Raw genomic sequence first — 11,518 nt, 5'->3', positions numbered from 1 at the left:
GCGGCGCTGGGCTCGGACGAGGACGAGCTCGACGAGGACGACGTGTCGGTCGACGAACCGGAGTCCATCGAGCAGGCGGCGAGGGAGAAGATCAGGGCGCCGGAGGCGGCGATGCCGAAGGCGGCTTTCGTGATGCGCTTGCGGGTGAAGGCGTTCATGGTGGAGCTCCTTGTCAGTTGGTCCCGGTGGGGATGTACTGGGTTCGCCACCGGGGGCGAGAAGGTTTGGATCTCGGTCACTTCGTTACCCGCCCGTGACCGAGGGGTACCGGCCCAAATCCTCGTTACCTCAGGCGCTCGGCTCTTATTGTTTCCGAATAGCGATCGCAGAGCGGACAGTGACAATGGGCCTGCGCGGACGAACTAGTGAACAACCGCGGTTTCGCGGAGGCTCCACCGCTCGTGGTGTCATCGAGCCTGGTTAGGCCGAGTCGTTCACGCGCTTCCAAGCCAGTTCCAGGGCCCCAACGACGATGTTGGGGATGACCACTCTCACCGTCTTGCCCGAGACCATGGCGGTGATGACGGTCTCGTTGCCGGCTGTCACACGGGAGATGACCTTGAAGTCGCTAGGAACCACCCGCTTCATCTTCAGGGGTTCACGCATACTCGCTGGCGCGGAGCCCCACAGCAGGAAACCGTGGTGGACCTCGGCCCCGTAAGAGATGCCGTGCATCGTCCACGTCGAGCTGAAAGTCACGCTCAACTGTAAGGCGGCTCTAAGCGCCACGCTGCGCGGTAGACGGTCTTCAGGCGGGCCTCTTTGGGAGAGGCACAGGGTAGGTAGGACTATCACCGCCGGCAACCCCTCTGCGCTTGTCGGGTGGGCATTGTCTTACCCGGGGCAGCATCGGGGCATGGAACGGATCACGATGCATGTGGACGGAGTCCCGCACGATCTGGCTCAGGGGCAGGACATCAGCCAGGTCAAGGAAGCCGTGGTGCAAGCGGCCCAAGATGGTGCGGGCATGGTGAGTGTCACTCTGGTCGGGAACCGGGTGCTGGACGTGCTGGTCACACCGGGCATCCCGATCGCGTTCGAGTCAGAGGCCGTTCCAGAGGATGTTCGCGACGACGATGACCTCGGTGTCCCCTTTGACTACCCAAGCTTCGACGACTTCACAAGCGAGCTTTGAGGTGCCCACTCAGTTCAGCGATCCACTCGAACTGATCGAGGCTGCCGTCAGGGCTTGCCTCGAGGGGCTCGAGGAGGACCCGGAACGGCGCGATACGTATGTGCAAGACCTTCGCGATCGGCTCCGCCAGGTCCACTCCGAGAGACTGCTCTAGTGCCCGATAGCCGATCGCCATCTGCGCCAGCGTTCGGGGCCGGTGGCTGAAAGTTTCGCCAGCTTGAGCAGGACGTGGCAAAGGAATTTGCGGGGACCATGACTGAACGCGGCCGTCGAGCTCTCGAGGTAGGGGGCGTTCGTTGCCTCAATCCGTGGGCCTGCTTTGCTGGCGTGCTCGGAGCAGGGCCGTGTGGAGGTCGTCCGCCAGGAGGTCTTGATGATTGTTGAGCAGTGTGATCGGGTCCTCCTGCTCGACGCTTAGGACGACCCATCGGCTACCACGGACGCGTTTTCGGTGATCGTTCGGCTCGATGCTGACTGTGCCCAGTCGGTCCAGAGACCATTCGGCAGGGCTAGCGCCTCGAATTCGGGCCAAGGCTCGGGGTATGTATCGCAGGCGTGTCGACGAGAGGGCGAACACCCCTGCGTAGCCCCCGCCGCCGGTCGGCAGGATTCGCTGGGCAGAGGTGCCCCACACGAGAGTTTCTCCAGGCTCAGTGACAACTAGCCGCCATGCGCCGACTGCCCGAAGGTCTCCAGCGATTTGCGCGGCACCCAGGACGGCGAACACCACAAACAGCGCGAGAAAAGCCCACGAGAGACCATCCCCGTTAGTGCGAAACACGAGCTGAGCACAAATGATGGCGCCCAGGATGGCGAAAAGGGGCAACTGTCCGAGGACCGATCTTCGCAGAGCGCGCTCAGATGCCGTGACCGGTGGATCTAGGGCTGTCGCCATACCCTTATTTTGCCGCCATCCGACTGGAAATGGCTGCCCGATAGACGATCGTCATCCGTACCAACCGTTGTGCCAAGCGGCTTCGGAGAGGCGTGCGTGCTCAGCAGGATCGGTCAAGCGCCACCCGTAGGGAGCTGACTGCACGTAGCTGGCGCCGTTGCTCTCTATGCGTGCGCGCCCGTCCATGAGCCCGCTGGTGAAGACTTCCTCGTCGATCCAGATGAGGAGCTGCTGGAGCCAATCCTCGGCTTGTTCGGGGGGAGCGTAGAGCCAGTATTGGGGTTCGCCGCTGGAGGGGAGGGCGATGAGGAGTCGCGCGGAGTGGCCGTCGCGCTGGGTGAGTTCGACATCGACGTGTCCGGGCGAGGTGCGGATGTCTCGCATCTCGTAGTCGAGGTACGACAGGTCCATCCCGGCAGACCGACTCTTGTGCTCGACTCTTCTCCTCGCGGTCACGATCTCTGCATAGGTCAGCATGCGCTCAGCATGTCATCTCGCTTCAACGATCCGACGCGCTGGTTGATGTGGCGCGGTAGGGGAGGCAAGAACGCCGAAACCGGTGCCCGTTAGCCGTTCGGTGACCGGTCAGCGGTCGTGATCTGGACGCAGTTCGTCCATCACGGTTTTCGCGTTGTCGGCTGCGAACCTTATTTCCGTCACACGGTGGCGCGGCGAACGGGGCGAGGCGCTCAGGCGCAGCGAGACCGGTGCGCTGAGGGTGATCGCGATGTTGCATCCGGCGAGAGTCGCTATGCGTCCGGTCGACCCCTCGACTGCCGGGGTCGTCGTCGTCCCGTCGTGATGCACGCGGACCGCGGCAATGTCCTCGCGGGGCACCACCGCGACGACATGGTGGCCGTTTCGGATGACGAGTGCAGTTTCAGTCAGGTAGTGAGGGTGCTGCCACCTGACCGCGACGAATCCGAGCAACAAGAGGTCGCCGTAGAGACTCAGCATCGTCAGGGCCGTGGCCAGTGCCGGATGCGGGAGAACGAGGTGGAGTACCGCGATCTCGACTCCGCTCGCGACGATGAAGGCCGCAGGAAGAGCTGCCGTTCCGTTCTTGGCAGGCACAGGTACGGCGCCGGCAGGAACCGCTGGGGGTCGTCGTCGCACGAGCCACACCAGGGCTCGTAGGGCCGCTATCTCGTGCCTGATGGCGCGTGCAACGGGCGCAGGCGGCAGCGTTCGTGCTATTTGCTGCCAGCCAGCCCGGACGGGTTCTCCCCGACGTCTGAGGATGAGCCCGGTGACGAGCAACGTCATCCACAGGAGATCGAGCTCAAGAAGGAGCAGCACGAGACTGGCCTCGCCGTGCCCTGTCGACCGCGTCGCGATGACAGACGCCGCCGTGGCTGCCATCAGGACGAGTCCGCACCTGGCGGCTCGACACCCCGTGACAGCTGCCCCTTGCATGTCATCAGACTAGGAAGCACTGCCCTGTGGCGCATCCCCAGCGCGAGCGAGATCTAACGCAAGGTGCCCGAAAGGGGATCCATCAGCGGGCGAGGCCTTGCTGCAGACTCCTAGGCTTACAGGATGACTGTTCGTGTTCGCCCGGTCGTCGCCCGCGACGAGTCGCAGTGGTCCGTGCTCTACGCCGGCTATCGCTCGTTCTACAAGTTGCCTGAGGACGGCGACGGCGTCGCCGGCACCTGGCAGTGGGTAATCACGGGCGCCCACGGGCTCGTAGGGCTCGTCGCGACCGACGCAGACGACAGGTTGCTCGGTCTCGCCAACCTCAGGCGCTTCGCCCGCCCCTCGACCGCCACTCTCGGGCTCTACCTCGACGATCTCTTCACCTCGCCAGCATCGAGAGGAACAGGCGTTGCAACAGCACTCTTGGAGGAGGCTGCAGCTGTCGCCTCCAGAGAGGGAGCGAGTGTCGTCCGGTGGATCACAGCGACCGACAACGCACCAGCCCACCGCGTATACGACGGCGTCGCAACGGCAACGCCCTGGGTGACCTACGACATGAAGCCAACGCTGCAGCCGGGCGTCCAGTAGCCCGAGTAATTGCGACCCCGCCGCGTCCCGTTAGCCGATCGGCCGCCGGTCACATCCATCAGTCTGTTGGACGACGGGCATGTCGCGGGCATCCTGGTGCGCGAACCGGCGCGCTATGGTCCAGGCATGACGCGTCGTGCTGGTCTGACTTCCCGCCTCGTTCTGGTGGCCGGCCTGGCCGCGTTGGTTGTGGGCGTCGTCGTCCTTGCCATCGCGGCGGCGCAGCCGGTGTCCTTCGGGTGGTTCGCCTATGCGCCCCTGTCGGCTACGACGTTCACAGCCGAGGGTGTGCACATGTTCTCGACCGCAAGCCTTGTGGGCGCGGCCATCGTCGTCATCAGCTTGCTCGTGCTGGCAGCATGGCTCGGCTACCGACAGGGTGTGCGCCGCAAGCCTTGACAAGGCGTCCCGTTAGGGGATACTCCAGCGGACTGAGAGGCGACCGGAACTCGTCGCGCGGTGTCCTCCGTGCAGGCCTATAGGCTCCGACCGTGCAACCAGAGACGGTGCTTCTCCATGACGCGACGAGACCGAGCTGGACGGGGTCGGGGCCGCGGCCGATCCGGGCGCGTGTCTGGCCGAGCCGGCGAGAGGGGCCGGCTGCGACGGTTTTGTTGTCCCATGGCACCGGCGGCGCCGGGGAGGACCTCGATTGGCTGGCCGCGCCTTTGAACGAAGCAGGATTCCTCGTCGCTTCCGTCGACCATCACGGCAACAGCTACAACGACGAGTACCTCGTCGAGGGCTTCACCCTGGTTTCTGAGCGGCCGACGGACGTCAGCTACCTCCTGGACCACGTGCAGGACCAGTACGACGTCGACGAGCGCCGGATCGGCAGCGCCGGCTTCTCCCTCGGGGGCTACACGGTCGCCGCTCTGCTCGGTGCTCAGATCGACACTCGGATCATGAGCGCCCTCTTCGCCGGACACGTCCCTGCCCCGCACGTGCCCGAGTTCCCGGGCCTCATGGAGGCGCTCCGCGCGAAGTACTCGACCGAGCAACTCGAGCTGCTGGCCCAGTCCGCTGCGCGTCCCGTCCGTGATCCACGCGTGCGCGCCGGGGCCCTCTTCGCACCCGGCATCGCAGAGGTCCTCACGCCTGCGTCTCTGCGGATGATCGCGGCGCCCGTGCTCGTGCGCTGGGGCGACGTCGACGACATCACGCCCCCTGCGGAGAACGCACGCCTGTACGCCGATCTCATGCCTCGAGCGGAGGCGGCCAGCATCGGCGCGACCGCAGGCCACTACGTCTTCCTCGGTGACCGAGAGGATCCTTCCCACGTCCGGGAGGCTGCCGCCTCGGACGCAGTCGACTTCTTCACCCATCACCTCTGAGCAAGACCGAAGAGAAGGCAGGGCGATGAGCGACACATCGACCCGCTTCACCGTGCCGGGACCGGCCGAACGAGGTAAGGGCGCCCGGTAGGCGAGCGCCGACCGGACCCGTCTGAGACCGAGGACTGCAGCTGGGGGGGGAGGTGATGATCGGGACGGGGTTCCGAGGTGCTCGGTCGTGAAGATGTCGGGTGTCTGTCGGGTCCGTGTCGTGGACCTCGGGGCTGGTCGTTCTTAGTGTGAGGTGCATGAACGAGACACGCATCGTCGATCTCAGGACCCAGACGGGTTGGACCCAGGAACGCCTCGCGGACGAGAGCGGCGTGACCGTCCGCACCGTCCAGAGGCTCGAGGCGGGCAACGAGGGGAGCCTGGACACGCTGTCGCGGGTGGCGAAGGCGTTCGGTGTCCCGGTTCGTGATCTCTTCGTCACGGTCGCCGAGGACGACTACGGCCGCTCGGTGACGGCGCTCGACGAACGGACGACTCGCCAGCAGGAACGCCGAGGCCGCGTGGAGGAGGGCTTCCCAGCCCTGTACTACGGGGTGGGTGTGCTCTTCACGATCGCCGTGGTCGTCGCCGTCGCCACCGACGTCGTGCCGAACGTCGTGATCTTCTCCATTCCCGCCTACTGGGTCGCCGGGTGGTTGCTGTCGAAGTTCGTGTTCCTCGTCGTCCTCAGTCCGCGTCTGGACCGCGCCTATCCTCTTTCCCGTGCCGCCAGGGACGAGGCGACGAGCAGGTAGGCACATCGTTTCGCCGGGACATGGGTGTCCTGTCGACCTGCGAAGCTCGGGTCATGTCGTGGCCCCGGGCTGAAGCCCTCCGAACGGATCGTCTCTCTCTGGAGCCGCTCGCCGTGGAGCACGCGAGCGAGATGGTGGTCGCTCTGGCGCCACAGGATCTGTACCGGTTCACGGGTGGGGAGCCTCCGACGCTCGAGGAACTCGAAGCGCGTTACCGCCGTCAGTCGACGGGTCAGTCCGAAGATGGACGTGCCGGGTGGCTCAACTGGATCATCCGATCTGCTGGCGGTGGGCCGGCCGTCGGATTCGTCCAGGCGACGCTCACCCGCGAGGGCGCTGACCTCGTCGCTGATCTCGCGTGGCTGGTCACGGCCTCGGAACAGGGCCGCGGTCTCGCTGTGGAGGCGGCGACAGCTGTCGTGACATGGCTGACCTCGATGGGTGTCGGACGTCTTCAGGCCTACGTCCACCCCGACCACGCGGCGTCAGCCCGGGTGGCCGAACGGCTCGGGCTCGTCCCCACGTCGACAGTCGTCGACGACGAGACCCTCTGGGAAGCCGTCATCGCTCCCGTGGCACAGCGGCACGAGGGCGTCCGTCAGCCGATCGTCTAGCGGGGCCTCTCGGGAGGATCAGGAGCCGGTCGCTGAATGCTTCGACGGTACGTGCGGTAGGTCGGTCGGGGATCAGCCTCGTGGTGGAGTCGGGGCTCGTCCGACCATCGCGATCGGTCGCCGGACGGCAGTGCCGTGCGTTCTCGGGCCACCCGGTGCGACGTCCCAGCCCCGCGGCGCATCATGAGGCCATGCCCGCCTTCCGCCGCCCCTCCCGTCCGTCCCACCCCGTCCGCGTCGAGCCCGGCCCCGGGCAGGAGTCCGTCTGGGACTACCCCCGCCCGCCGCGCGTCGAACCCCGCACCGAGCGCGTCGTCGTCCGTCTCGGCGGTGTCGTGGTGGCCGACACGACGGCCGCGATCCGCGTGCTCGAGACGAGCCACCCGCCCGTCTACTACCTGCCCCGCTCGGACTTCGCCGCAGGAGCCCTGTCGCGCGCCGAGGGGCGCAGCCTCTGCGAGTTCAAGGGCCAGGCCGGCTACCTCGACGTGACCGGTGGGGGAGTCGTCGCGCGCCGCGCCGGCTGGACCTACGCCGCGCCCTGGCCCGGCTACGAGTCCCTCGTCGACCACGTCGCGATCTACCCGGGCGCCATGGACTCGTGCGAGATCGACGGCGAGGTGGTCCAGGCGCAGGAGGGCGACTTCTACGGCGGCTGGATCACCGAGAACCTGGTCGGTCCGTTCAAGGGCGCACCCGGCACGATGGGCTGGTAGGGACGAGGGCCCCGACAGGAGGAGACTGGACGGATGTCCAGACGCCCCCGCCCCCGCCCCACGTCCCTCGCCCGCACCCTCGGCCGCATCGCCCTCGGTGGCGCCCTGGTCTTCGCCGGCACGAGCCACCTCACGTTCGCCCGTGAGCCGTTCCAGGCCCAGGTGCCCGAATGGTTGCCGCTCGACGACGACTTCGTCGTGCTCGCCTCGGGCGTCGTCGAGATCGGCATCGGCGCGGCCCTCGTCGTCGCCCCCAAGCACCGCGTGACGGTCGGCTGGGTCGCCGCGGCGTTCTTCACCGCGATCTTCCCCGGCAACATCTCGCAGCTCGTCACGCACACCGACGCATTCGGCCTCGACACCGACGGCAAGCGCGCCTTCCGCTTGATCTTCCAGCCGCTGCTCGTCCTGCTCTCGCTCTGGTCGACGGGTGCCTGGCGCGACCGTCGCAGCATCGGCCGTCGCGCGAAGTAGACGCGACCGCTCCCCGACCCGAGGAGGTGCGGCTCAGCTCGACAGCGCCGCCACGACCACCTCGGCGTCGGGGAACCACCGCGTGTAGTGGTCGGGGTCGGCGTTGACCTGCACGGCGTGCGCCGCCTGGGTCGGCGTCAGGTCCTTCCAGCCCGGGATCGCCACGAGCTTCGTGAAGAAGCTCGTCGCCGCCGTGTAGGGGTCCATGCGCTGCTCGTAGGTGCCCCACTGGCCGTTGTCCCGCTGCTGGAAGAGCCCTCGGCTGTCGGGCCCGACGGCGTCGCCGTAGTCGATGTTCCGCAGGCTCGACTCACCCATCGCGGTCATGACGCCGATCGCCTGCGTGTGTTCGCCGATGCCCTGAGCCCGGGCCGCCAGCATGATGTAGGCGGCGTTCACGAGACGGTCCTGGCAGTAGCCGGCGACCGGCCCGGCCGGCACCTCGATGTCACCGACCATCACCGGGTCGACCTCGGGGCACGCGGGTACGGGCGTCGACGTGATCGCCGTGACCTCCTCGTCGCGAGGTGCCGTGAGGGCCGAGACGACCATGGCGATCGCGACGACGAAGGCGACGAGCCCGACTCCGAACACGACGGAGACGGTGATCAGCACGCGGCGCACGGCGGGCCTCCTGAGGGTCGGGTGGCGTGGCGATCAGCGGGCGGCGACCGGCACGGAAGTCGTCGTCGAGGATAGGCGATCAGCTCGACAGTTCGTCCCACGTCGGCTGGGCGATCGATGGGCCTCCCTCCGAATGCCCTGGCAATCCGCCACCGACATGCCGGTAACGTTGCCGCCCGTCGACCCGACCACTCGGGCCGCGGCAGCCGGGCACCGCCCCTCCGCAGCTCGATCGCCGAGGCGCCCGTCCGACCGACCGGCGCCCGAGATCCAGAGGAACGTCGTTCATGGGAACCCCACCCACCCCTGCCCGCGAGACCCGTCCCGACCGCCCGACCCTCGCCTCCGGACGGAGGCGCCCGCGGCGTCTGCGCGTCGACGACGTCACCGTCGTCGACCCGGCGATGATGAAGCGCGCCATCGGCGGCACCGTCGTCGGCAACACCATGGAGTGGTACGACGTCGGCGTCTACGGCTACCTCGCCGTCACGATGGGCCGGGTCTTCCTGCCCGAGGCCGACCCGTCGCTGCAGATCCTCTTCAGCCTCGGCGTCTTCGCCTCGACCTACGTCGCGCGTCCGCTCGGCGGGGTCGTCTTCGGCCGCCTCGGTGACCGGGTCGGACGTCAGAAGGTGCTCGCGACCACGCTCATCCTGATGGCGGGCGCGACCTTCCTGATCGGCGTGCTGCCCGACTTCGCCGCGATCGGCGCCCTCGCCCCGGTCGCCCTCGTCGTGCTCAAGCTGCTGCAGGGCTTCTCGACCGGCGGCGAGTACGCCGGGGCGACGACGTTCGTCAGCGAGTACGCACCCGACAAGCGACGAGGGTTCTTCGCGAGCATCCTCGACCTCGGCAGCTACCTGGGCTTCGCGCTCGGTGCCGCCGTCGTGTCGGTGCTGCAGCTGCTGACCACCGAGCAGCAGATGCTCGACTGGGCCTGGCGGCTGCCCTTCCTGCTGGCCGGCGTGCTCGGCGTGGTCGCGATCTACTTCCGCCTGAAGATCGAGGAGTCGCCCGCGTTCCAGGCGACGCAGGACGCTCAAGAGAACAAGGTCGGCGAGATCGCCGACGCGCAGGGCCGTCCGCGCAACACCCTGGCCCTCGTCCGTCAGCACTGGCGTCCGATCGTCATCGCGATCGGCCTCGTCGCCGCCTCCAACACCGTCGGCTACGCGCTGACCAGCTACATGCCGACCTACCTGACCGACTCGCTCGGCTACGACCCGCTGCACGGCACGCTGCTGACCATCCCGGTGCTCGTGCTGCTCGCCCTGCTGCTGCCCGTCGCCGGGCGCCTCAGCGACCGCATCGGTCGACGTCCCGTCATGTGGCTCGGTGCCGCATCGGTGCTGCTGCTCGCCCTGCCCGCGTTCCTCCTGATCGGCGTGGGCAGCATCGCGACGACCCTCGCCGGGCTGTCGCTGCTCGCCGTCAGCGTCGCGCTCTGGGTGTCCAGCCAGGCGTCGTCACTGCCCGCGCTCTTCCCGACGGCGAGCCGCTACGGCGCGATGGGCGTGTCGTACAACGTCGCGATCGCCGTGTTCGGCGGGACGACACCCCTGATCATCCAGGCGCTGCTGCAGGCGACCGGCAACGAGCTCGTGCCGGCGTTCTTCCTGATGGCGACCTCGCTGATCGGTGCCGTCGCGGTGTGGTTCATGAAGGAGTCGTCGCAGCGCCCGCTTCCCGGCTCGATGCCGAGCGTGGCCACCGAGGCCGAGGCGCACGAGCTGGTCGAGACGCAGGACGCCAACCCGAACATCGACCTCGGCGACCTGCCCTTCCTCGACGCCGAGCCCGCCGAGCCCGCCGAGCCCGCCGCGACGACCGCACCCGCCGCGCCGCCCTCACAGGGGACCGCGAGCTAGAGCAGTTCGGCCCGATCGGCGAGGTAGGCGGCGAGGTCGCGGACCTCGCCGGTCGCCGTGCCCCACCGCACGAGGGCGTGCCCGCCGCGGACGAGGAGGCGCTGCTCGCCGCCCTGCAACGCCGCGGTCGACAAGTCCACCGGCTCGTATGCGTAGTTGACGACCTCGCCCTCGGCGAAGTGTCCGCGCACGGCCGCCCGCCGTTCGGCCTTGCGCTGTTCGACCTGGGCGGACAGGTGCTGTGAACGGGTCGGCGTCACCGCTCGCGTGATGCGACCGGTCTCGAAGACCCGGCCGTCGGTGCCGAGCAGCAGCACGCCGAGTCGCCAGGCGCGCCCGGCGGGCTCGAGGGACTCGGCGGTCTTCACCACGACGATGCGCCGGGCGGGCTTGTAGCGGGCGAGGGCCTCGGTGCGCGCCTCGCGTGCGGCCAGGTCGGCCGCCGCCTGCTCGACGAGGGCTCGGAGCGACGCGGCCGCCTGATCGTCCGATGGGGTCTCGGGGGCCGGCACCGCGCCTCCTGGGGTCGGGTCGTCCACGTGGTGCTCGGGCGGTGGGATCAGGCGTCGTAGCCGTGGTCGAGGAAGTCCTCGATCACGTCGACGACGAACGCGTGGTCGTCGGCCTGCGGCAGGCCCGAGACGCCGGCCGAGCCGACGACGCCGACGCCCGCGACCCGAACGGGGAACAGCCCGCCGTGCGCGGCGTAGAGGTCGGTGTCGAGGCGCGACTTCTCGTCGAACGTGCCACCCTGCACCCGGAAGGACTCGCCCACCCGATAGGAACTCTGCCCGTACCGCTCGACGACACGTGCCTTGCGGTCGAGCCATTCGTCGTTGTCGAGGCTGCTGCCGGGCAGGGCCGCGTGGAAGGCGCGCTGCCGACCGTGCCGCACGGTGACGGCGACGGCCAGGTCACGGCGCCGGGCCTCGGCCAGGAGGTGGGCGCCCAGGTCGAGGGCGACGTCGAGGGTGAACCGCCGGAAGACGAGACGCTCTTCTTGCTCGATGAGGGTCTGCAGCAAGGTGTCGTCGGTCATCGGTGGCCTCCTGGGGGTGGTCGGGCGATCTGGTGGGTCGGCACGGGGGCGCAGCGGCGCGCCACC

The 11,518-nt window shown here is 68.2% G+C and carries 15 protein-coding genes; 9 read left to right on the top strand and 6 right to left on the bottom strand.

The window, feature by feature from the left end:
* Window positions 1-420 precede the first annotated feature (420 nt).
* Window positions 421-699: a hypothetical protein gene (locus IFT88_RS11200; RefSeq protein ID WP_192120560.1), complete on the bottom strand. Its 279-nt coding sequence runs from the start codon at window positions 697-699 to the stop codon at window positions 421-423.
* Window positions 700-856: 157 nt separating this feature from the next.
* Between IFT88_RS11200 and IFT88_RS11195 the strand changes: the two genes are divergently transcribed.
* A complete protein-coding gene (locus tag IFT88_RS11195) occupies window positions 857-1,135 on the top strand; it encodes a hypothetical protein (protein ID WP_192120558.1) in 279 nt (92 codons plus the stop codon).
* Between the two features lie 946 nt (window positions 1,136-2,081).
* On the opposite strand, the gene IFT88_RS11190 is transcribed toward IFT88_RS11195, so the two are convergent.
* Window positions 2,082-2,507: a hypothetical protein gene (locus IFT88_RS11190; protein WP_192120556.1), complete on the bottom strand. Its 426-nt coding sequence runs from the start codon at window positions 2,505-2,507 to the stop codon at window positions 2,082-2,084.
* Between the two features lie 108 nt (window positions 2,508-2,615).
* Window positions 2,616-3,104, bottom strand: coding sequence for a hypothetical protein (locus IFT88_RS11185; RefSeq protein ID WP_192120554.1), 489 nt, complete (start codon window positions 3,102-3,104; stop codon window positions 2,616-2,618).
* A gap of 465 nt (window positions 3,105-3,569) precedes the next feature.
* On the opposite strand from IFT88_RS11185, the gene IFT88_RS11180 reads away from it, so the two are divergent.
* The 7 genes from IFT88_RS11180 to IFT88_RS11150 all read left to right on the top strand — a co-directional run bounded on the left by IFT88_RS11180 (window position 3,570) and on the right by IFT88_RS11150 (window position 7,921).
* Entirely contained in the window at window positions 3,570-4,037 is a 468-nt protein-coding gene (locus IFT88_RS11180) for a GNAT family N-acetyltransferase (protein ID WP_192120552.1), read from the top strand.
* A 126-nt stretch (window positions 4,038-4,163) separates the two neighbouring features.
* Complete coding sequence (locus IFT88_RS11175; protein WP_192120550.1) at window positions 4,164-4,436, top strand: hypothetical protein; 273 nt, start codon at window positions 4,164-4,166, stop codon at window positions 4,434-4,436.
* Window positions 4,437-4,528: 92 nt separating this feature from the next.
* Window positions 4,529-5,371, top strand: coding sequence for an alpha/beta hydrolase family protein (locus IFT88_RS11170; protein WP_342212142.1), 843 nt, complete (start codon window positions 4,529-4,531; stop codon window positions 5,369-5,371).
* A gap of 248 nt (window positions 5,372-5,619) precedes the next feature.
* A complete protein-coding gene (locus tag IFT88_RS11165) occupies window positions 5,620-6,117 on the top strand; it encodes a helix-turn-helix transcriptional regulator (RefSeq protein ID WP_192120546.1) in 498 nt (165 codons plus the stop codon).
* 53 nt (window positions 6,118-6,170) lie between these two features.
* Window positions 6,171-6,731, top strand: a complete 561-nt coding sequence (locus IFT88_RS11160) for a GNAT family N-acetyltransferase (RefSeq protein WP_192120544.1) — start codon at window positions 6,171-6,173, stop codon at window positions 6,729-6,731.
* Window positions 6,732-6,922: 191 nt separating this feature from the next.
* Window positions 6,923-7,447 (top strand): DUF427 domain-containing protein, encoded by a 525-nt coding sequence (locus IFT88_RS11155; protein WP_192120543.1) that lies wholly within the window; start codon window positions 6,923-6,925, stop codon window positions 7,445-7,447.
* 33 nt (window positions 7,448-7,480) lie between these two features.
* Window positions 7,481-7,921, top strand: coding sequence for a DoxX family protein (locus tag IFT88_RS11150; RefSeq protein ID WP_043594883.1), 441 nt, complete (start codon window positions 7,481-7,483; stop codon window positions 7,919-7,921).
* 33 nt (window positions 7,922-7,954) lie between these two features.
* Here IFT88_RS11150 and IFT88_RS11145 read toward each other — a convergent pair whose 3' ends face one another.
* Complete coding sequence (locus tag IFT88_RS11145) at window positions 7,955-8,545, bottom strand: hypothetical protein (protein ID WP_192120540.1); 591 nt, start codon at window positions 8,543-8,545, stop codon at window positions 7,955-7,957.
* Window positions 8,546-8,832: 287 nt separating this feature from the next.
* Here IFT88_RS11145 and IFT88_RS11140 point away from each other — a divergent pair, with 287 nt between their 5' ends.
* Window positions 8,833-10,413, top strand: coding sequence for an MFS transporter (locus tag IFT88_RS11140; RefSeq protein WP_192120539.1), 1,581 nt, complete (start codon window positions 8,833-8,835; stop codon window positions 10,411-10,413).
* Here the strand turns inward: IFT88_RS11140 and IFT88_RS11135 are convergent.
* Both IFT88_RS11135 and IFT88_RS11130 read right to left on the bottom strand, forming a co-directional pair.
* A complete protein-coding gene (locus tag IFT88_RS11135) occupies window positions 10,410-10,952 on the bottom strand; it encodes a hypothetical protein (protein WP_192120537.1) in 543 nt (180 codons plus the stop codon). The two genes, IFT88_RS11140 and IFT88_RS11135, sit on opposite strands and share 4 nt — an antisense overlap.
* A 20-nt stretch (window positions 10,953-10,972) precedes the next feature.
* Window positions 10,973-11,452 carry a heme-degrading domain-containing protein gene (locus IFT88_RS11130; protein ID WP_043594885.1) on the bottom strand — a complete coding sequence of 160 codons (480 nt, stop codon included), beginning with the start codon at window positions 11,450-11,452 and terminating at the stop codon, window positions 10,973-10,975.
* Between the last annotated feature and the right edge of the window lie 66 nt (window positions 11,453-11,518).

This window comes from Frigoribacterium sp. CFBP 8751 (genome assembly GCF_014841545.1).
Lineage (GTDB): Bacteria > Actinomycetota > Actinomycetes > Actinomycetales > Microbacteriaceae > Frigoribacterium.
The sequence above is the reverse complement of the archived record's forward strand: the minus strand, read 5'-3'. Positions and strand labels throughout refer to the sequence as shown.

Bases quoted from the DNA above. Each gene is read 5' to 3' on its own strand.
- IFT88_RS11175 (WP_192120550.1), top strand. From the start codon at position 4,164: ATGACGCGTCGTGCTGGTCTGACTTCCCGCCTCGTTCTGGTGGCCGGC.
- IFT88_RS11140 (WP_192120539.1), top strand. From the start codon at position 8,833: ATGGGAACCCCACCCACCCCTGCCCGCGAGACCCGTCCCGACCGCCCG.
- IFT88_RS11150 (WP_043594883.1), top strand. From the start codon at position 7,481: ATGTCCAGACGCCCCCGCCCCCGCCCCACGTCCCTCGCCCGCACCCTC.
- IFT88_RS11180 (WP_192120552.1), top strand. From the start codon at position 3,570: ATGACTGTTCGTGTTCGCCCGGTCGTCGCCCGCGACGAGTCGCAGTGG.
- IFT88_RS11165 (WP_192120546.1), top strand. From the start codon at position 5,620: ATGAACGAGACACGCATCGTCGATCTCAGGACCCAGACGGGTTGGACC.
- IFT88_RS11190 (WP_192120556.1), bottom strand. From the start codon at position 2,507: ATGCTGACCTATGCAGAGATCGTGACCGCGAGGAGAAGAGTCGAGCAC.
- IFT88_RS11130 (WP_043594885.1), bottom strand. From the start codon at position 11,452: ATGACCGACGACACCTTGCTGCAGACCCTCATCGAGCAAGAAGAGCGT.
- IFT88_RS11160 (WP_192120544.1), top strand. From the start codon at position 6,171: ATGTCGTGGCCCCGGGCTGAAGCCCTCCGAACGGATCGTCTCTCTCTG.
- IFT88_RS11195 (WP_192120558.1), top strand. From the start codon at position 857: ATGGAACGGATCACGATGCATGTGGACGGAGTCCCGCACGATCTGGCT.
- IFT88_RS11155 (WP_192120543.1), top strand. From the start codon at position 6,923: ATGCCCGCCTTCCGCCGCCCCTCCCGTCCGTCCCACCCCGTCCGCGTC.